Here is a 19,194-nt window from a genome sequence, read left to right on the forward strand (position 1 = left end):
CTCGCTCCTTACGCGAACAGACGGTCGGTGTTGGCGAAGCCGCGCGTGTTCTCCGCGCACGCGCGCCGGCACGGGTCGTCGTCGGGCGCCGCGCCGTCGGCCGGATACGCGCGGTACGCGATCAGCTTCACCGCTTTCGGCGCGTAGTCCGGACGCGGGTCGAGCGGATGCGGCGCGGTCGAGAACGCCGCGAGCGTATTCATCTCGAAGCGCAGGTCGAACGCGCTGCCGGGCGGCGAATGTCCGGCGACGAATTCGAGCGCGCCGTCGTCGTACGTGCTCAGCTTGCTGAAGAAGTTGACGTTCGCGGCGAGGTCGCGTGCCGATAGCCCGTATTTCGCGAGCTCGAGCACGAGGCTGTCGCGGCCGTTGCGGATCATCGCGTTGCGATTGGCCTGATACGACGACGTGCCGTACTTGTGCGCGAACAGCCGCGCATCGCCGACGCCGCCGAGCGGATCGTGCCAGCCGAGCGTATCGGCGGTGATCGACGCGATCACGCGCCCCATGTCCGTGTACAGCGCATGGCCGCGCGTGAGATGCGCGGTGTGCTGCGCCTTCAGCGTGTCGGCCATGTTGTAGCGCTCGAGCAAATCTTCCTGACGATGAAAGACGGCGGACAGGTTCGCGCCGCCGTCGACATCGACGATGCGCAGCGCGAGACCGCGCCGCAGAATGCCGGACCAGTGTGTTCCGGCGGGAATCAGCGTTTCCCACGCGACGTGCGACGGTGGGGCGAGGACGGCTTGGGGGCTCGGCGACATGGCGGCTCCGTGGGTCGGTTGGACAAAAGGCGTGAGAGGGCGACCGAACGACATCGCGACCTCCCGGGCTTTTATCCCTCCGTGGAGCCTCGCCGTTTCCTCGTATCGAGGCGAAGGCAAGACCGGATTGCTCTCGGACCAGGCATCGCGCGGCGCACGCCGCGCGACCGGAACCCTAGCGATCCTGAAGATGATGCAAATTGCTTCGCACCTCTCGGGCATCGAACAAGCGAGTTGCGTGCCAGCCGTCGCCCGATCGCCGCACGACACGGCCCGGCGGCGCGATGCCGCACGGCATGCGAATGGCGGACGCGTTCGCTTGCCCTCGCGGCGGGCGCGCGGCGCACCATGCACACGCAACCGCGCACCGGCGCAGTGCGCGTCGCGCGCTCGCACACCGGCCGATCCGCAATGGCATGGGCATTGCTGAATCCATGCACCGCCACCTCATCCCCGATCCTTCATGAACAAGCTCGACCTGCTCCGGCGCGTACTGCACGCGCTGTTCGCCGCCCGCTTCATCGAACTTCAGCGCACCATGCGCCGCCGTTGAATCGCGTTGCCCCGCGCCGTTGGCACGCTTCTCGCTCGGCATGACGCCGAGAGGTGCGGCGGCGTCGCATCTTAGGGATGCTAGGGTTCCGGTTCATCGAACGTCTGGTCCGAGAGCAGCCCGGCGCGGGTTCATCCGATCGCAAGAGCGGGTGCACGCGTGCTACACGGCGGGACAAAAGCCCGGGAGATTGGCGATGGCAACGGCCGTCGCGCCTCTCCGTGGCCGCCCCGTTCGTTGCACATCCGCAGGAACCGGTCACGCAGCCGGAACGTGTGCTCGCGCACGGTCCGTATCGACGATCCCGATCCCGGTCTCCTGGAGAACAACGATGACCCGTCCCGCCTCGGCGTTCCGCCGCCTGTCGTCCTTCCGTTTCATCCGTCACGCACTGGGCGCCGCCGCCGCGGCTGCCGCGCTATGGGCGGCGCCCGCCGCACAGGCTGCCGCACCGCTGAAGATCGGCTACAGCGACTGGCCCGGCTGGGTCGCGTTCCAGGTCGCGCTCGACAAGGGCTGGTTCAAGGAGGCCGGCGTCGACGTCGATTTCGAATGGTTCGATTATTCGGCGTCGCTCGACGCGTTTTCCGCGGGCAAGCTGGACGCGGTCGCGGCGACCAACGGCGATGCGCTCGTGACGGGCGCGTCCGGCGCGAAGAACGTGATGATCCTGCTGACCGACTATTCGGCCGGCAACGACATGATCGTCGCGAAGCCGCCGCTGCGCACCGTCGAGGCGCTGAAGGGGAAGAAGATCGGCGTCGAGCTCGGCCTGGTCGACCATCTTCTGCTCGAAACCGCGCTGCAGAAGCACGGGCTCAAGGACAGCGACGTCACGCTCGTGAATGCGAAAACCAACGAGCTGCCGCAGGTGCTCGGGTCGTCGGCCGACATCGCGGCGGTGGCCGCATGGCAACCGAATGCCGGCGAGGCGTTGAAGCGCGCGCCGGGCGCGCGGGCGATCTTCACGTCGGCGGACGCGCCGGGGCTGATCTACGATGCGATCACCGTCGCGCCGGCGAGCCTCGCCGCGCGCCGGGCCGACTGGGCAAAGGTGGTCAAGGTCTGGTATCGCTGCGTCGCGTACATCAACGATCCGAAGACGCAAGCCGATGCGGTCAAGATCATGTCGGCGCGCGTCGGGCTCGCGCCGGCGCAATACCTTCCGCTGCTGAAGGGCACGCATCTGCTCGACGAGGCGGCCGCGAAGCGTGCGTTCCGCAAGGGCGACGGGCTCGATTCGATCTACGGCTCGACGCGCAACGCGAATGCGTTCAATGTGCGTAATGCGGTGTACAAGCAGTCGCAGGACGTCGACGCGTATATCGATTCGCGGTTCATCGACGCGCATTGATGGCGGGAGGCTTGCCGGCGCGCGCGGCGACGCGGTGCGACGCGCCGGTGGGCTATGCCGGTGGTCGCAGGTTGCGGACTGGAGTGCTAATTGTCTGGCTGCCTGGCTTGTCGCCGTGTGTCCGGCTGAATGGCGGCGACGCTGAATGACCGTTGCGGCGAGAGGCGAATGGCTGTTTGCGACCCTTAGCCGCCGTTGAACGTGGAGCCACGTCAATGGCCGCTCTCTGCTAACGAACGGCCGTAGGCGACGGCGCGACGTCAATAATCGCTATTTTCTTTCTTCGCCTTCTGCATCGTTTCGTCGGGTCGCGTAAAGTCCCAACAGCTGCTTCGCCAGTTCCGCGGTGGTACCGTGCTTGAGGTCCCCGTTGGCATCCGGAATACTGGCGATCACCTGTACGGCCATCCCTACGGCGTTAATGCGCTCAAGCACAGTTACATATTCTTTGGACTGAGCCAGTATCGAGCGATAGATAAGCAGGAAGGAACCACCGATAAAGCTAATCAAGACTCCGGATGCAGATGCGATGACGGAAACCGGGAGTTTGTCGGGATACTTCGACGCTTGAAACAGACCATACATCACAAAGCCAAAACCGCATAACGTAACCAAAAGTGTCAGCCAATAGATCGAACGTACTTGGGCCAAGTTCCGATCCAGATAGTTTTCGAGCTTTGTGCGGGCTAAATCCCAAGCGAACTGGGGTTTCTCGGGATGCTCTCTAATCCGCTCCTCGACGCTTTCAATCTGCTGCTCACGGGCCAGCTGTTCCGCAACGCTCTCGTACGCTAACACCACAAGAAGAGTTATGAACGCGACAATGGCGGCGCCTACCGCGATAGGTGTGGCAACTTTTGGATCGATAGTCGAGTCTTGCCCGAGCGCGCCGATGACTCCTGCAGCAAAACCCAAGAGCACTGCCAACGTCATCGCTGCACGCGACTTTGCTCCCCCCCGTTGCCAAGCTTTCAGCAACGAAGCGATAACAGACATATATGGATCGAACATGGAAAGGTGCCATCGCTCAGTTTCGGAAGCTTGAATTTTGCCCGAATTTTCGCTTTTTCTGAGGAGAGTAATCGTCTTTGGCTGGCATATCTCCCAAGATCCGCCTTGGAGTCATTTCAACGAACCGACGATAACGCGCTTAGCTGCGGAGCCCTTGGGACTACATTTGAAATAGGTTTCGCTCCTGAACCGAGGCGAACCGGATATGCAACCTGGACGGTGATTTGCTGTCCCTCTCCAGCCGCTCAGGCGGAGCGGCCCCTTGTTGAGGAGGACCAGCCGCTTGAAAGTCTAGGCTCGCCCAACAACGAGCGTCTGAAACTGGCCGGTGACGGCCTGTCGCCACCGCCGGCCGCAAGCTGGATGGCGAGCCGCCTGAAGCCGCGTCTCCCCAGCTCCCCCACTTCACCCGCCTCTCGGCAACCGCACCGTGAATACCGTTTCCGTCCGGTCGGACCGCGCATCGATCCAGCCGCGATGCGCCTTCGCGATTTCGTTGGCGATGAACAAACCGAGCCCCAGGCCGCCATCGTCACGCTTCCTGTCCGGACGGTCCTCGCCACGCTGCAGCGGATCGAAGATACGGTCCAGCGTGAGCCGATCGATCACCGGCCCGCGATTGCCGACCTCGACGAACACTTCCGAATCGTTCGCCGCGGCCGTCACCCGCACCGGCGTCCCGGGCGTTCCGTACTTCACGGCATTGCCCACCAGATTGCTCAGCAACTGCTGCATTCGCTGATCGTCCCAATCGCCGCGGAGGTCGCCACGTATATCGACGTCGATATCGCGATCAGGGTGCCCCGCCCGCAGTTCGTCCACCACATTGGCGAGCACGTGTGCGAGATCGACATGGCGAGGAACGACGTTGATGCCGAGTCCGAGCTGCGTCCGGTTGAAATCGCAAAGATCGTCGAGAAGGCCCTGCATGCGACCGCCGCTCCTGATCAACCGGCCGGCAGCCTCGGACACTTCCTCGCCCGCATTGAGTGCGGAGAGATACGACGCCGTGACCTGAATCGTCTGCAACGGCGTGCGCATGTCGTGGCCCAGCATACCCAGCAGCAAGTTACGCGACTGCTCGACCTGTTCGGTAAAAAAGGCGACCGATTCCGCCACCGCCTGATCGATCGCCTCATTGAAGCGAATCATGTCGTCCAGATGAGGCGGGCTCGGCTGACATGCGTCGATCCACAAGCGCAGCACGCTGGCGCGCAGTGCGCGATACTCGGCCACCAACTGGTTGATGTTGAAGCCGCGCCGCGCACGCAGCACGGCATGCGTCTGCGCGGCCGTCTCCGCGGCATTCGCCGGCTCGGCCGCGCGCCCCAAGGATTTTTCGTGTTGTGCCTCCCGCGTTTGCGGAACGGCGATGTCCTGGGCTACGGCGGTCAGGATCTCGCGCGCGTGATCGCGCAGCCCATGCGAGTTCATGTGCCGCGCAGCCGGTAACAGCGTGGCGGCAAACGCCTCCCACTGGACCAGTATCGGCTCCATGTTTCGTATGATGAAGTCAGCTAGGCGCATGTCGCCCCTCACAATGGAATGAACGGTGGATGCTGCTGTCGAACCGCACGATATCACGTGAAGCCCGGCGGGCGATTCGATCTTCGCCTCCACGGGGAATCGCCAGCCGGGACGGGAAAGGGGAAGCCCACTGCAACGTGCGTACCAGTCGAGTCGCACCAGCGGCGTACTTCGATCAACCCGGCATCGCCGATAACGGACACGCGTCAACCCCGTTTTGCAGGGCGGCGCAGCACGAACCTTGCTCCCCGCCCCCATTCGACTTTCACCCTGCGGCGGATCCGGCCGCCGCTACGAGATTGCACATGCCCAGGAAAAAATCCAGCATCTGGTTGCGGCATCTTGAACTGTTTTCCGCTGCGGCCGGCGCGCGTCCGAAGAAACGGGCCGGCAAGCCGCGGCCGGCCGCAAAAAAGGCCGCCAGGAAGGTCGTTCAACGAACCGGCAAGCCGACCGTCGCCGCCCCTGCCGCCAAACGGACGGGCATCGTGCCCGCCGTCCGCGCTCCGTCGGCCCGGCCGGCCGGCACCTGGCTCCGCTCGTTTCATTCCGCCGGCCCGAGCGCCGGCCGGCTCGTGAATCATCTTGCGTATGCGCTGTACCTCCCCGCGGCACCTGCCAGCACAGTGGACATGCCGGCCGTCGTCATGCTGCACGGCTGCAAGCAGACGGCCGAATCGTTCGCCGCGGGCACGCGCATCTGCCGTCTCGCCGAGCGGTCCGGTTTCGCCGTGCTGTTTCCCGAGCAGGCCAAGACGGCCCATGCTCATCGCTGCTGGCACTGGCACGGCGACGCGACGCAGTCCGAAGCCGCGGCCGTCGCATCGCTCGTCGACGCGATCGTGAAACGCCACGGCTTCGATCGCGACCGAATCTACGTGGCCGGCCTGTCCGCCGGCGCCGGGCTCGCCGCGGCGCTGGCGCTACGGTATCCCGACCGCTTCGCGGCCGTCGGACTGCATTCCGGCCCGGCCATCGCGCCGCCGTCGTCGACGATGGCCGCGATGAGCCTGATGCGTCGCGGCATCCGCGACGATCCGATCCACGCGCTCGACGTGTGCGCCGACGTCGCCTCCTATCCCGGCATGCCGGCGCTCGTCGTGCACGGCGCGCTCGATACGGTCGTGACCGACCGGAACGCAACGCAGCTCGGCATCGCGTTCGCGCGGCTCAACCGGCTCGTCGACGAACATGGTGCGATCCGCGTCGGCGAGCAACGCAGCTACGCGCAGGGCGATGCGGACTTTATCGATTATCTGAAGGGTGGACGGTTGATCGTCCGGGTGTGCATCGTGCGCGGGCTGCCGCATGCCTGGAGCGGCGGAGATCCCGGCGAGCCGTTCCATTCCGCCAAGGGGCCGGACGCGACGGCGATGTTCTGGCAATTCTTCCGTCGTCAGCGCCGCAAACGACTGGCGTGACGCACGACACCCGCGCCGCCGGCCATCACGTCGTCACGCCCGCTGCTCCAGCGCGGCCGCGCCCGCGCGGTCGCCGGCGCGCCGAACCGGCAACCGTATCCGGAAGGTCGTGCCGCGCCCCGGCTCGCTCGTCACCTCGATGGTGCCGCGGTGACGCTCGACGATGCCGTGCGAGACCGACAACCCGAGCCCCGTGCCCTGCCCGACCGGCTTCGTGGTGAAGAACGGATCGAAGATCCGCCGGACGACGTCGGGCGTCATGCCCGCACCGGTATCGCTGATCTCGATCGACACCTGATCGCCGTCGCTCGACGTGCGGATCGTGATCACGCCGCGCTCGGCAATCGCCTGCGCCGCGTTGACCAGCAGGTTCATGAAAACCTGGTTCAACTGCGACGGCAGGCATTCGACGTGCGGGAGATCGCCGTAATCGCGCACGATGTCGGCCTTGTACTTCAGCTCGTTGTGGACGACGTTGAGCGTGCTCTCGAGGCCCGCATGCAGATCGACCACGCTCCATTCGTCGCTGGCCGGGCGCGAGAAATCGCGCAAGTCCTGCACGATGCGACGCACGCGCAATGCGCCGTCGATCGACTCGTCGATCAGCGGCACGATCTCGCCGCGGACGTAGTCGAGATCCGCGGCACGGTGCACGGCCGTCAGCGCGTCGCGGGTGGCCGGATCGAGTTGCGGCAGCGCGGCTTCATGCGCGGCGACGACGTCGAGCAGGCTGCGCACCCACGTCTTCAACGTGTTGAGGTTCGCGCTGACGAAGCCGATCGGATTGTTGATCTCGTGTGCGACACCGGCCGCGAGCTGACCGATCGACGCGAGCTTCTCCGATTGCAGCAACTGTTCGTGCGTTTCCTCGAGCGCATGCAGCAGGCGCCGCTGTTCGTCCTTCTCCTGTTCGAGCAGCGCGTGCGCGGCCTTGCGTTCGTCGATCTCGGTCGCCATGTTCTCGCGCGTGCGTTGCAGCATCTGCGTCGTCTGCTCGTAGCTGTGCAGCGCGCGTTCGAGTTCGCCGGTTCGCAACCGCACGAGCCGTTCGAGCGTATCGGTCATCCCGCGCAGGAAAGTTGTGCGCGCATCGAAACGGCACACCAGCAGCGTGACGACCAGCGTCGCCATCGTAAACAACGCGACGGTCGTCGCGAGCCACGGCGCGTCGACGCCGTTCGCGGCGCCGCACCGCGCATCCGGCGCGAAGTGCGCGGCCGCCATCGCCGTGTAGTGCATGCCGGTAATCGCGACGCCCATGATGACGGCCGCGCCGATGCGTTGCGCGGTCGCGTAATGCGCCTGCCGCATGCGCAACGCCTGCGCGATCCACAGCGCGGCCGTCGACGCGATCACCGCGATTCCGATCGACGCGGCGAACAGCGCGGCGTCGTAGCGAATGCCGGGCTGCATGTGCATCGCGGCCATCCCCGTGTAGTGCATGCCGGCGATCCCGCCGCCCATCAGCACGCCGCCCGCGCACAGCCGCCGCCAGCCCAGCCGCGCGCGCGTGACGACGTTCAGCGCGAAGTACGACACGAGCACCGCGATCGCCAGCGAGGCGCCGGTTTCCTGCCATGCGTAGCCGAGCGGCACCGGCAGCGAAAACGCGAGCATGCCGACGAAATGCATCGACCAGATTCCGGTGCCCATCGCCGCGGCCCCGCCGCCGAGCCATGCGCGCTTGAGCTTCGGATTGTCGAGCAGCGAAATGAACGCGGCGAGATCGAGCGTCGTATAGGAGGCCAGCGTCGCGATCGCGAGCGACAGCAGGACGAGCGGAAGATTGTAGATGCCATGCATGATCGGACGCCCGGAACGGGTTGAATGCATCGCCGCGGCGCGGGCGGTCGCGCGCCCCGCGGCCGTCAGGCCGACGTTCGATGTCAGGCCGGCGGCGCGCCTGCGTTGGGAGCGTGCGTCTGGCCGGCCGGACGCGCCAGCACGAGAATGTCGAACGGCGTGCCCTCCCGCGTCTCGAAGCGGCGCACAAGCTCGATCTGGTGCGCGGACATCACGCTTCCCTTCGTCATCAACAACACGCCGCGATGCGTGCGCAAATCGTCGGCGAGCTCCATCCCTTCGCGCAGTTGAGCCGACCGGATTTCCGCGACGGACGCCGCAATGCCGAGACTCGCCGGATCCCGCATCAACTCGATGAAGTCGGCAACCAGTTGCGGGTCGTACCGCACGCTCGCCTGCGAGCGCAACACGTCGATCGCCTGCTCGATCGAATGCGGTGCGCCGATTTCGCCGTGGCGCAGGCCTTCGAAATCGCGCGCGATCGCGACGATCCGCGACCCGATCGGGATCGCGTCGCCGACCAGCCCGTCCGGCGTGCCGCGGCCGTTGAAGCGCTCGTACTGGTGCAGCACGATCGACGCGACCTTGTGCAACTGGGCGACCGGCGTCAGCACCATCTGCGCCCGCAACGGATGCTCCTGGAACACGCGGTGCTCGTCCGTGGTCATCTTCGCGAGCGGCTTGTGCAGCAATTCGTCCGGCAGCGACAGCTTGCCGATGCCGTGCAACAGCCCCGCGAAATAGACGTCCTGCGCGTGCAGTTCGCTCATTCCGGCGGCCAGCGCGAGCCGCCGCGCGATCTCGCCGACGCGCATCGCATGCCCGCTCGCGGCCCCGCAGCGCAGCTCGATCATGCTCGCGCACACCTGAACCATCGCCGTGAAGCTGCTTTTCAGGTCGCCTTGCGCCGCTTCGAGGAACATCACCGTTTGGCCGAGCTCCTCGGTGCGCGCGCGAACCTGCGTTTCGAGGTCCGTATTGAATCGGCGCAGCGCTTCGTTCTGCGCCTCCGTCAGCGCCGCCAGCCGCGCCGCTTCGCGACGCAGACGGCGCTGCTCCAGCGCCTGCTCAATGGTCAGCAGCAGGTCGTGATCGTCCCACGGCTTGTTCAGGTAGCGATAGACGCCGCCTTCGTTGACGGCCTGCACGACCGACGCGATCTCCGCATAGCCGGTCAGCAAAATGCGCATCGTGTCCGGGTACAGCGCCCGCGCGCGCGCCAGGAATTCCGCGCCGCTCATGTGCGGCATCCGCATGTCGGACACGATCAGGTCGATGTCGGTCGACGCGAGGATGTCGAGCGCGGCCTCGCCGCTGTCGGCGGTCACGATGTCGTAGCCGGTGGGCCGGAATACGCGCCTGAGCGCGGACAACACGTTCGGTTCGTCGTCGACCAGCAGGATCGACGCCGCTTCGCCGGATGGCGCCGCGGTGTCGGACGTTTCGGGCGACACGGCATTCACGCCGTTTGTTGCAGATGTCGTCATAATCGGCCTCGGATCAATTATTTACGCCCTCTCTGCAACATCGGCCGGCTCCGCGTTTTCCACATCGGGGGAAACGCTAATACGTGCGCGTCGATTTCAACCGGCATGCATCGCGCGAACGCGACGTCGCCGCCGTGCCCGGTCCGCGCCGGTAGTAGATGTCCCATTGCGCTTCGGCGGTTCGCACGAAACCGTGCCGTTCGTAGAAGCGGTTCGAGTCGCTGCCGCGCAATGCGCCGACGCGAACGGGCATCCGGTGTTCGTCGGCTTCGGCGAGGATCCGGCGCAGCACGGCGGCGCCGATGCCCTTGCGCTGATGCGCGGGCAGGATGTACAGGTGGTCGAGCAACCAGTGGTCCGCCATCGGGCGAAGCGTGTAGAAGCCCGCACGCAAATGGCCGGCTTCGATGAAACGGCATTGCGCGGGGTCGAACGACGCGAGAAACCGGTCGCGCGCACGCTGCGGATCGAAACGGCCGATGCGCTCGAGGCTGTCGCGCATCGCGGCGATGCGGATCGCGACGAGCGTGTCGGCGTCGGCGTGCGTGACGGGGACGAAGGTCAGGGACATTGTCTTTGGCTGGCGGGATGCACGGAGAAGCAAGCGCCCGGTCTGGCGCCACCGCGCCACCGGGGCATCGAGGACGCACGACGTCGCCCGGGCGCCTCGATGCGTCGCGCTCGCGTGGCCGGAAATCCTTCGCCGATATCTCGCGCTTCACCGACGAACGAGGCCAACCGAGCCTGGGCGTCTTCGTTCGACGCGGGCTTCGGCGCGGCACGTCACCCTCTGGTCGGTGAGCGCGAAGCAAACGAACCGATGCAATCGGCTCAATGGAATAAAAAGCGCTGGCCGGTGAACCGGCCAGCAAAAAGGTCCTGGCGATCCGAGGTTGGTGTGTGCCAGAACCACATGCATTGAACGGCGCGCGCGGTGTGACGGGCGGGCAGGTCAAGAGATCGATCAGGCCGGTCGGAGCGTTGCCCGCTCGAACCCGCGCAATAATCTGTGATCGCAGTTCAGGCCGGGCTAACCGATGCGTCCCGGTTTGCGCTCACGCCCGCGAACCTGAACGCATCGTCGGGCGTCGGTACTTCCCATGTGGCGATCATCTCGTCGGTCGGAAGATAGTCGGGATCGGCCGACGCGACCCCGACCCATACGCCTTGGGATACCTGCCTGCCATGGAGATAAAAGTGCAGCTCCCGGCCAGCGCGCTCGCACGTGCACCGAATCCTCTCCACCGATCGGCCCAGTTTTCTGATCCGTGCGACCTGGTTGCGATCCAGCTCGAACATGGCGCTCATCACCCCGTCGCAATCGCCGATGCCAAGCATGTTGCTGTCATCGGTGAACATCCACGACGGATGCGGCGTACCCAGGCGCAGCATGAAAAAATCAGCGGACTCTGAACCAATCATCCTGTTTCTCCGGCAAAAAATACGTCGTTCCACCCACTGAAGCTTGATCGGAACGCACGTCCATCCAACCTGTTCCCTTCGCCCTGCCTGAATGCTCGAACGGACGTGCGCCAGCGCCTGGTAATCGGCGGGGCTCAACATCGCCACGCGCGGCGTCCGTCGCTTCCGAAGCGCCTACACGCTCGCCTGACCCGTGACGGGTTCGGCGGCGATACTGTCGGAACCGGAAAGTCTCACCGCAACAGCGGCTGCCGCCGTGCTCCCGTAGACGTTGAGGGCGGTTCTCCCCATGTCGAAAAACGCGTCGACGCCCAGGAGCAGCAGCACCGCATCGGCCGGCAACCCGATCGACGTCAGAACGATGGTGATGGCGACGATCGCCCCGGACGGCACGTTGGCTGCGCCGTCGATGGTGATGATCGTCAAGATCAGAATCGTGATCGCGAGCGGCCAGGACCACGCAAGGTGATAGGCGTCGGCCAGATAGCCGACCGCAAGAGCCGTGTAGAGCACCGCGCCGTCGCGGTTGAAAATATAGGCGAGAGGCAAGATCGTCGACGCCACGCCGTACGGAACGCCCAGTTCAACGAGTTTCTTCAGATGCAGCGGATAGGTAATTTCGGAAGAGCGCGTCGTGAAGCCGAGGATCAGCGGTTCCTTCACCTTCCTGAGCACGGCCAGAGGCGACTGACCGGCGACGCGAATGACGGCCGTGAGTACAACCGCGAGAATCGCCATGCCGAGATAGGCGACGCCCAGAAGCTCGATAAGCGAGTGCGCGCCCGCAAAGCCCTTGGCTGACAACAACTGCGCGATCGCGGCGAAGATCGCGAGCGGCGACCATGCGATCACCCACTGGACCATCTTGAACAGTCCCGACAGCAGCGCCTCGAACACGGCGATCGCAGGCTCGGCGCGCTCGGGGGCCGCCGCCAATGCCGCACCGAAAATGACGCCGAAGACGAGCACCGGCAGCGAATTTCCCGCCGCGAGCGCAGCGACGATGTTTGCGGGAATCAGATCGACGAGAAATTTCGTCCAGTCGATGCTCGACGCGAGCGCCGCGGGCATCGATCCGGATTGCGTCATGCTCGCACCGAGGCCCGGTCGAAATGCAAGGTTGAGCAGCAGGCCGAGCGACGCGGCCAGGCCCGTCATCAATACGAAGAAGCCGATACTGGACAGGGCGACCTTTCCGAGCCGCTCGCGAAGTCTGCCGGCCCGAAAGACCCCGACCGTGACCGACAGGAAGATCAGCGGCATGACGACCATCTTGATCGCGTGGCCGAACATCGCGCTCAGAAAGCCGAGCTTCGCGGCAAAGCCCGGCGCAAACACGCCGCACGCGGCGCCCAGGACGAGTCCGCCAAGCATCTGCATCGGGAGGGAAAGCCCTTTATTTTTCGTGTTCATGCCGTGCCTTTAACAGTTTGATCCGTGCCGGCGTACCGTCGACGATGTGATTCCACATATGCTGACGCGCAAGCTCGCCGTCGTTCGCTTCGATTGCGTGAAAGATGTGCAGGTGCTCGATCGTGCCGCGCCGAACGGTTTCGGCGTCGCCGCGCGGGAGTTCGTTCAGGGCCAGGGTCTGGGCCCGCAACAGACCATACGCCGACGAGATCCGGACGTTCCGTGCGGCAGCGAACAACTCTTGATGAAACACCCAGCCGATACGTTGCTCGAGCATGATGTCCGAGACGTCCCGCTCAACCAGTTCCTGCATTTTTACCGCGGCCTCGCGCAGCCCTGCCGTTGCGCCCGACCTCGCTGCAAGAAACGCCGCGGTACTCTCCAGCGCCAGCCGCATTTCAAAAATTTCGCGGAGATCGCTCGTGGTCGGCGAAGCGACATAGGTGCCGCTCTTTTCGATGACGACGACCAGCCCTTCGGACTCGAGCAAATGCAATGCGCTGCGCACCGGCATTTGGCCGAAACCCAGTTCATCCGACAGGCCTCGATGAGATACTTTCTGTCCAGGCGCAAGCCGGCCGTCAAAGATCCTCGATCGGATCTCGTCGTAGGCGAGCTCTGCATCTGTCGAGACTTTCGACGTCATCTGTGATCGCAGTTAGCGTATGATTGAAAAGAAGTCGCGGATAGGAAATTACCCTTACTCATAACGCACGGCAACTGCTAATTTTGCGAGTGGGTATACCGAAAGAGAAACGGAAGAAAATCCGCGTCACGAAGAGAGCCGATAATTATATGATTTCACAAGATGTGCGCTTTACCATCTGTGCCGTCCGTGCGGAAGAAACCTATCCCCTCAGAGCCGCAATCCTGATGGCGGGAGACGAGGAGGGAAGCGCCCTGCATGGCGACCTCGCCCCCACTACCATGCACTTTGCCGTTCGCGACCACGACGCCATCGTCGCCGTCGCATCGGTTTGCAAGGAAGGACACGCCGGCATTTCGGACGCCGACGCGTGGCGCCTGCGCGGCATGGCCGTCCATCCGTCGGTACGCGGCCTGGGATTCGGACGCCTGCTGGTCAATCTGTCCATTCGCCATGTGCGCGAACAACGCGGCATTCTGCTCTGGTGCACGGCGCGCGAATCGGCATATCGGTTCTATGAAATCCTCGGCTTCGATCGCGATCCGATTCCGATTTCAATGCGCGGGCGCGACGACATGAAATTTTATCTAATGCAGCGCCGGATCGAGCGCTGAGTTTCGTCCGCGGCTGACGTTCGATCTCGGTCGGCGTCAGTGTCCGGCGCCGGCCGGCCCGGACAGATATTCAACGATCGCCTTCTCCATTTCGATTATTGCAATCGCGGAGAAAATGGAACGGTTATCCAGAATGACCCTGGCGACCGGTACTTTCCTTCCTGATGGCTGATCGTCGTGGCGGCCCGCAACCGAATATCGCGTTCACCTCCGTTCTCCGCCTTCGCTTGCCGTTGTCGACATTCGGCGGCGCGACGGCGCGCACCTCGATACACCTCCGTGGACCCCGGTTCCTATCAGGGAAACTCCGTAAGGCGCGACGTTATCAAACGAGATTAACTTATATCAAACTAATTTTGACGGGAATTTATGTTCCTGATATGGTCTTTCCGCCTGCAAAGCGCGACGACACAGGATAGCTGGAGCGGCAACGAAAGCAAGGAAGTCGCTTTCGTTCAGGTTGGGGCGCCGCGATCGTTCTGATCGGGGGTGCAGGATAGGTCGAGCAGCGTCGCGTTCCCCGCATCAAATTGTAAGGATAACGAAATGGTCGAATGTGGCATGCCGATCGGACCGAGCGAATATACGACGCCGGCCGGCGCGACCGGAACGACGCACAGGCCGTGCGTCGTCATCTGCATTCGAATGCGACACAAGCCGTTTCAATCCGTCCCGAAACTTCTCCTCACAGTGAAATGCAGATGAAAAACAAGAAGATCAACATCAGCGTTATCGCCGTTGCCGCCTTCGCAGCATCGTCGGCAGCAATGGCACAGTCGTCGGTCACCCTGTATGGCATGCTCGATGCCGGTATCGGCTACACGTCGAACATCAATGGCCACAGCAGGTACGGCCTCGATGGCGGTGCCGCCGGTTCGAACAAGTGGGGCCTCAGGGGGCAGGAGGATCTCGGCGGCGGCCTCCAGGCGGTATTCAAGATCGAGAACGGTTTCAGTATTGGGACGGGCGGCATAGGCGGCCAGGGGCCCATCGGTAACACGCGTTCGCTGTTCAACCGCCAGGCTTACGTGGGCCTCGCGTCCAATCAGTACGGCGCCTTGCGCTTGGGGCGCCAGCTCGACGCCGTGACGGAAATGGTCCAGGTCCTGACGGGCGACGCCATTTCGGCGTCGACCTTCTCGACCCCGGGCGACGTCGACAACAACGACAACACGACGAACCAGAACAACGCGGTGAAGTACATTTCGCCGATCATCCACGGCTTCCAGGCCGAAGCCGCGTACTCGTTCGGCGGCGTGGCCGGCGCAACGGGCTCGGGTCAGTCGTGGTCGGCGGCCGCGACCTACGCGCAAGGCGGCCTGACGGTCGCCGGCGGCTACTTTCGTGCGGTCAACCAGGGCGAGAACGGCTGGCTGAACGCAACGGCACAACCGAGTTTCGGCGGCGCGCTGGGCTATCCGAGTTCGGGCTACAACGGTGGCAATGCGTTCAAGAGCGCGGGCATCGCGCAAGTGGCCGCGCAATACGAGGTGGGGCCGTACACGGCTGGCCTGCGCTACTCGAACGCCCAGTACAAGGGCAACGATGGCCAGCCGTCGATCCACTTCAACGTGCTCGGCGCGCTGCTGCAGTACCGGGTCACGCCGGCGCTGTCGCTCGCGACCGGCTACACGTATGTCTACGGTTCCGCGGCCACGCCCGCGCAAGCCGCCGAAGGTCGCACGATGGCCTCGATCAACCAGGTGTCGCTGGGGGCAACGTACTCGCTGTCGAAGAGTACCGCGCTGTACGCGATGGGCGCCTACGTGCATGCGAAGGGCGCGCAGGCCTCGGCCGCCGACTTCGGCAACACCTCGTCGGGCGGCAACCAGGTTCAGGTCAACATCGGCATGTTCCACGGCTTCTGATCGCCGACCGGCAACACCGGCGCAGTGGCGGCACGACCCCGGCGTCGTGCCGCCCGGCCTGACCGGCGGACCTAGCCGCCCTCCTGACTCGCCATGCGCTCCATCCATTCCTCGAACGCGGACACGGCGGCATCGTCGGCGCGATCGGCGTTCGTCACCAGCATGTAGTCGTCGGCACGCCATACCGGCGCCGCGATGGGACACACGAGGCGCCCCTCGGCGAGATCGCGGCCGATCAGCGGCAGCGAGGCCAGCGCCACGCCGAGCCCCTCGATGGCCGCGCCCAACTGAAGATTCACGTGATCGAATTCGACATGGCGTGCGGCTCGCAGATCGGAAGCGCCCGCTTCCTTCAACCAGTGCGACCACGCGGAGCGTGTCGTGGCCGAATGCAGCAGGACGTGATGGCGCAGGTCGGCCACGCTCTGGATCGGGTGCTGCCGCAGCAAGGCGGGATTGCAGGCCGGCACGCGCAAATCAGGCATCAACGAGCGCGACACGACGCCCGCGCCCTGCTCGGGACCGGAGCGGACACCGATATCGAACGCGTCGGCGACATAGCGCAGCTTGCGCGACGTCGTCGACACCCTCACGTCGATGTCGGGGTACCGCGAATGAAAATCGGCGAGCCGCGGCAGCAGCCAGCAAAGCGCGAAGCTCATCGGCACGTTCACCCGCACGACGCCTGATATCCGGTGCGTGAACGGGTTGTGGCGCAGCCGCCCCACCGCGGTACCGAGGCGCTCGAACGCGTGGCTGACGTCGTTCAGCAACGCGGCCCCTTCGTCGGTCAGCACGACGCCGCGCGGACGACGGTCGAACAGCGGCAGCCCGAACCAGTCCTCCAGCAACCTGATCTGCTTGCCCACGGCCCAGTGGGTCACGTGCAGTTCCGCCGCGGCAGCCGCGAAGCTGCCGTGCCGCGCGACCGCATCGAAGGCGCGCAGCGCATTGAGCGGGGGCAACTCGCCCCGGGGCTTCGCGGCATCCCGGCTTTCGTTCATGACGTGACTTTTTCTCCCAACTGACGCGATTTTAGCTCAATTGAAATGGCTGTCGCGTCGGCCATAAAATCGACGCATCGAGCGTGAAAGCGATGCCACAAGCGGCTCCCCTCCCCCGCTCGCACGGAGCGAATGACGATGCGCCTGCCGGTTTTTTCCCCTCCCGTGATGCAGGAGACTGCGCCACCCCGACGGCGCGTGCTGTGGCTATCGTGCATTGCGCATGCCATGCACGACGGCTATACGGACATGATCTACGCGCTGCTTCCCGTGTGGCAGTCGGAATTCGGGCTCGACTTCGCGGCCCTCGCCATCCTGCGCGGCGTCTATGCCGGCACGATGGCGACGCTGCAATTGTCGGCCGGGCGCCTCGCGCAACGCCTGGGCAGCCGCTCGACCCTCGCAATCGGCACGCTGCTCGCCGCGCTCGGCTATGCGATCGCGGGCATGTCGGGCGGCCTGCTCGGCTTGGGCGTCGCGCTCGCGATTTCGGGCGGCGGCTCCAGCACGCAGCATCCGATCGCGTCGGGCGCCGTCTCTCGCGTCTATGGGCGCGACGCGAGAGGCCCGCTGAGCATCTACAACTTTTCCGGCGATCTGGGGAAATCCGCGCTGCCGGCCGCCATTTCGCTGCTCGTGACGATGATGCCGTGGCGTCATGCGCTATGGATCGTCGCCGGATTGGGCGGTGTCGTGGCCGCCGTCATCGCGCTCTGGTTTCCGGCCGTGCCACGCGCCGCCGCCAACATGACGGTCAAAGGCCAGGCGTCCACTCAACGCAGCGGCACCGGGCGAAGCGGATTCTCCGCGCTGTTTTCGATCGGCGTGCTCGATACGGCCGTACGCATGGGACTGCTTACCTTTCTGCCGTTCCTGCTCAAGGCCAAGGGCGTCTCGCCGCAACTGCTGGGCACGGCCCTTGCGCTCGTTTTCATCGGCGGCGCGGCCGGCAAATTCATGTGCGGCTGGCTCGGCGCGCGCATGGGCATGGTCAGGACGGTGCTGCTCACGGAGGGCGGGACAGCGGCGTGCATCATCGCGGTGATGTATCTCCCGTTGGCGCCGACCATGGTGCTGCTGCCCATTCTGGGTATGATGCTCAACGGCACTTCGTCGGTGCTGTACGGGACCGTGCCGGAGATGTCCGCGCCCGAACGCACCGAGCGCGCGTTCGCGATCTTCTATACCGGGACGATCGCGTCGGGCGCGCTGTCGCCCGTGCTCTACGGCTTCCTGGGCGACTGGATCGGCGTGCACGGCGCCACCTATGCGACCGCGTTGACGGCCCTCGCGATTTTTCCGCTCGCCCTCGCGCTGCGCCCGCATCTGGCGGACGACTCGACAGGATGAACACCATGACGAAACCTGACTACCCGACCGTCGCCCTCGTCGGTCCGGGCGCAATCGGAACGACCGTCGCCGCGGCCCTTCATGAAGCCGGCCGCACGCCGGTGATCTGCGGCCGCTCGGCGCACGCGCAATTGAAGTTGCGCTTCGACGGCGGCGAAATCGTCGTGCCCGGGCCCGTGCTGACCGATCCGCAAGCGGTCGAGGGCCGGTTCGATCTCGTGTTCATTGCGGTCAAGTCGACGCAGATAGCGAGCGCGGCGCCGTGGGTCTCCGCGCTATGCGACGCGAATACCGTCGTCTGCGTGCTGCAAAACGGCGTCGAGCAACAGGCCGCGTTCGCACCGTATGCGGCCGGCGCCGCGGTCGTGCCATCGGTCGTCTGGTTTCCCGCGCAACGCGAATCGGGCGAGTCGGTGTGGCTGCGCGGCAGGCCCCGGCTCACCCTGCCCGATACGCCGGCCGGCAACGTGGTGGCCTCGGCGTTGCGCGGCACGCGCTGCTCGCCCGAGGTGGCGGAGGATTTCGTCTCGCTCGCGTGGCGAAAGCTTTTGCAGAACGCGGTGGCGGGGCTCATGGTGCTGACCGGTCGCCGCGCCGGCATGTTCTCGCGAAGCGACATCACCGAACTGTCGCTCGCCTACCTGCGGGAATGTCTCGCGGTCGCGCGTGCGGAGGGCGCGAAGCTGGGCGATGAAGTGCCGCAGGAGATCATCGATGGATTCCACGGCTTTCCGCCCGATTTGGGAACGTCCATTCTGGCCGACCGGCAGGGCAACCGCCCGCTCGAATGGGACTGCCGCAATGGCGTCGTGCAGCGATACGGACGAACGCACGGCATTCCGACGCCGATCAGCGATCTGGTCGTGCCGCTGCTCGCGGCCGCGAGCGACGGGCCGGGCTGATGCCGGACCGCCACAAATACTCTGCGCCAAAGGCAGCGCTAACGTCTGACAAAAG

At 65.0% G+C, this 19,194-nt stretch carries 16 protein-coding genes and 2 riboswitches; of the genes, 6 read left to right on the forward strand and 10 right to left on the reverse strand.

Annotated features, from left to right (window positions below):
- Positions 1–8 precede the first annotated feature (8 nt).
- Entirely contained in the window at positions 9–764 is a 756-nt protein-coding gene (locus tag KPB06_RS09625; protein WP_089466215.1) for an urea amidolyase associated protein UAAP1, read from the reverse strand.
- Between the two features lie 58 nt (positions 765–822).
- Positions 823–954, reverse strand: a riboswitch (guanidine-I (ykkC/yxkD leader).
- 432 nt (positions 955–1,386) lie between these two features.
- Positions 1,387–1,508: riboswitch (guanidine-I (ykkC/yxkD leader) on the forward strand.
- A gap of 140 nt (positions 1,509–1,648) precedes the next feature.
- Between KPB06_RS09625 and KPB06_RS09630 the strand changes: the two genes are divergently transcribed.
- Positions 1,649–2,671 (forward strand): ABC transporter substrate-binding protein, encoded by a 1,023-nt coding sequence (locus KPB06_RS09630; RefSeq protein ID WP_060967145.1) that lies wholly within the window; start codon positions 1,649–1,651, stop codon positions 2,669–2,671.
- 270 nt (positions 2,672–2,941) lie between these two features.
- On the opposite strand, the gene KPB06_RS09635 is transcribed toward KPB06_RS09630, so the two are convergent.
- On the reverse strand, positions 2,942–3,682 hold the full coding sequence (locus KPB06_RS09635; RefSeq protein ID WP_060010644.1) for a TRADD-N-associated membrane domain-containing protein: 741 nt from the start codon (positions 3,680–3,682) through the stop codon (positions 2,942–2,944).
- Between the two features lie 405 nt (positions 3,683–4,087).
- Complete coding sequence (locus tag KPB06_RS09640; RefSeq protein WP_060010647.1) at positions 4,088–5,209, reverse strand: sensor histidine kinase; 1,122 nt, start codon at positions 5,207–5,209, stop codon at positions 4,088–4,090.
- A gap of 305 nt (positions 5,210–5,514) precedes the next feature.
- Between KPB06_RS09640 and KPB06_RS09645 the strand changes: the two genes are divergently transcribed.
- Complete coding sequence (locus tag KPB06_RS09645; RefSeq protein WP_060010650.1) at positions 5,515–6,630, forward strand: extracellular catalytic domain type 1 short-chain-length polyhydroxyalkanoate depolymerase; 1,116 nt, start codon at positions 5,515–5,517, stop codon at positions 6,628–6,630.
- Between the two features lie 33 nt (positions 6,631–6,663).
- On the opposite strand, the gene KPB06_RS09650 is transcribed toward KPB06_RS09645, so the two are convergent.
- From KPB06_RS09650 to KPB06_RS09675, 6 genes are all read right to left on the reverse strand, one after another.
- Positions 6,664–8,433, reverse strand: coding sequence for a histidine kinase (locus KPB06_RS09650; RefSeq protein WP_275905511.1), 1,770 nt, complete (start codon positions 8,431–8,433; stop codon positions 6,664–6,666).
- An 83-nt stretch (positions 8,434–8,516) separates the two neighbouring features.
- Complete coding sequence (gene nosR / locus KPB06_RS09655; protein WP_275905510.1) at positions 8,517–9,920, reverse strand: response regulator c-di-GMP phosphodiesterase, NosR family; 1,404 nt, start codon at positions 9,918–9,920, stop codon at positions 8,517–8,519.
- A gap of 76 nt (positions 9,921–9,996) precedes the next feature.
- On the reverse strand, positions 9,997–10,491 hold the full coding sequence (locus KPB06_RS09660; protein ID WP_275905509.1) for a GNAT family N-acetyltransferase: 495 nt from the start codon (positions 10,489–10,491) through the stop codon (positions 9,997–9,999).
- Positions 10,492–10,940: 449 nt separating this feature from the next.
- The gene (locus KPB06_RS09665; protein WP_060010662.1) at positions 10,941–11,342 is read right to left on the reverse strand and encodes a hypothetical protein; all 402 of its coding nucleotides are present in this window, start codon (positions 11,340–11,342) and stop codon (positions 10,941–10,943) included.
- A gap of 174 nt (positions 11,343–11,516) precedes the next feature.
- Complete coding sequence (locus tag KPB06_RS09670) at positions 11,517–12,755, reverse strand: dicarboxylate/amino acid:cation symporter (protein WP_059577466.1); 1,239 nt, start codon at positions 12,753–12,755, stop codon at positions 11,517–11,519.
- Entirely contained in the window at positions 12,739–13,401 is a 663-nt protein-coding gene (locus KPB06_RS09675) for a GntR family transcriptional regulator (RefSeq protein WP_059577463.1), read from the reverse strand. The genes KPB06_RS09670 and KPB06_RS09675 overlap by 17 nt, the downstream gene beginning before the upstream one ends.
- Before the next feature lie 149 nt (positions 13,402–13,550).
- Between KPB06_RS09675 and KPB06_RS09680 the strand changes: the two genes are divergently transcribed.
- Both KPB06_RS09680 and KPB06_RS09685 read left to right on the forward strand, forming a co-directional pair.
- Positions 13,551–14,015 (forward strand): GNAT family N-acetyltransferase, encoded by a 465-nt coding sequence (locus KPB06_RS09680; protein WP_099318565.1) that lies wholly within the window; start codon positions 13,551–13,553, stop codon positions 14,013–14,015.
- 701 nt (positions 14,016–14,716) lie between these two features.
- Positions 14,717–15,883: a porin gene (locus tag KPB06_RS09685; RefSeq protein WP_059578008.1), complete on the forward strand. Its 1,167-nt coding sequence runs from the start codon at positions 14,717–14,719 to the stop codon at positions 15,881–15,883.
- A 71-nt stretch (positions 15,884–15,954) separates the two neighbouring features.
- On the opposite strand, the gene gcvA is transcribed toward KPB06_RS09685, so the two are convergent.
- Positions 15,955–16,887, reverse strand: coding sequence for a transcriptional regulator GcvA (gene gcvA / locus KPB06_RS09690; RefSeq protein WP_059637796.1), 933 nt, complete (start codon positions 16,885–16,887; stop codon positions 15,955–15,957).
- Positions 16,888–17,025: 138 nt separating this feature from the next.
- Between gcvA and KPB06_RS09695 the strand changes: the two genes are divergently transcribed.
- Entirely contained in the window at positions 17,026–18,237 is a 1,212-nt protein-coding gene (locus tag KPB06_RS09695) for an MFS transporter (protein WP_275905531.1), read from the forward strand.
- Between the two features lie 5 nt (positions 18,238–18,242).
- On the forward strand, positions 18,243–19,139 hold the full coding sequence (locus KPB06_RS09700; protein ID WP_275905508.1) for an oxidoreductase: 897 nt from the start codon (positions 18,243–18,245) through the stop codon (positions 19,137–19,139).
- Positions 19,140–19,194: the final 55 nt, after the last annotated feature.

The organism is Burkholderia semiarida, from assembly GCF_029268935.1.
GTDB classification, from domain to species: Bacteria; Pseudomonadota; Gammaproteobacteria; order Burkholderiales; family Burkholderiaceae; genus Burkholderia; species Burkholderia semiarida.